Here is an 807-nt window from a genome sequence, read left to right on the forward strand (position 1 = left end):
TTATGAAAAAGTTTTTTTAAAATATTAACACATTGAGTGTTGATATTGAATTGTTTAATGTGGTAAAAATCTTCGTTCGTTAACATCTTGTGCTTCCTTTCACAAGAAAAAAAAGACCTTGTTTTAAGGTCTTTTCTTCTTAATTTTTTTTGTTTTCCAAATAATGGTTCCATCAGGTTTGATGGTTTTAATTTTCCCGTTATGGTAATAAAAATAAAGATTACCGTTTTTACATTTTTTCTTAATAACAATGGCCATTATCTTTCTCCTAGATATTTCATAATTTTTTGAATATTAGATGGAATAGAATCACTTCCGTTTAAGATTAATTTTTTCATGCCGCTAGTATAATGAGTGAGATAATGATCGTATCCTTGGCGAACAGTTTGAAAATAAGTTAAGGATTGTCTTTCAATCAAATCTCTTTGATGGTTTTTTTGTTGCTTCTTTCTATTTCTTCCGATAAGAGGGTCAATATCTAAATAAATTAATAAATCAGGTTTTTTTAAAATAGTTTCATGATTTATCTTAAAGATCTTTTTCAAAAGTAAAAGTTGTTCTTTTTCCTTAGAAAAGGGAAATAATTGGTAAGCATAAGTAGATGGTAACCAACGGTCTAAGATAATTAATTGGTTATTTTTAAATAATTCCGCTTGAATTTGAGCCATATTAGCGAGACTTAAATAAAAACGAGTGAGGTAATCTACTTTTTGAAAATTTAAAAATAAATCTCTAATTTCCTTCCCAAGAGAACTACTCCCTAAGTCTTGTTTGGGCATAAAAAAAGACCTTCGATTTGAAGGTCTA

1 protein-coding gene and 1 pseudogene are annotated in these 807 nt (G+C 27.8%); both read right to left on the reverse strand.

Annotated elements, in window-relative coordinates; genetic code table 11:
* Positions 1-251 (reverse strand): annotated as a pseudogene (locus M8044_RS02450) (hypothetical protein); the annotation flags it as partial.
* A gap of 6 nt (positions 252-257) precedes the next feature.
* The gene (locus M8044_RS02455; RefSeq protein WP_273585464.1) at positions 258-779 is read right to left on the reverse strand and encodes a dTMP kinase; all 522 of its coding nucleotides are present in this window, start codon (positions 777-779) and stop codon (positions 258-260) included.
* Between the last annotated feature and the right edge of the window lie 28 nt (positions 780-807).

This window comes from Columbia Basin potato purple top phytoplasma, assembly GCF_028595955.1.
Taxonomy (GTDB): Bacteria; Bacillota_I; Bacilli_A; order Acholeplasmatales; family Acholeplasmataceae; genus Phytoplasma.

What these genes read in the sequence shown, in the direction of transcription:
- M8044_RS02455 (WP_273585464.1), bottom strand. Translation starts at nt 779, where the DNA reads ATGCCCAAACAAGACTTAGGGAGTAGTTCTCTTGGGAAGGAAATTAGA.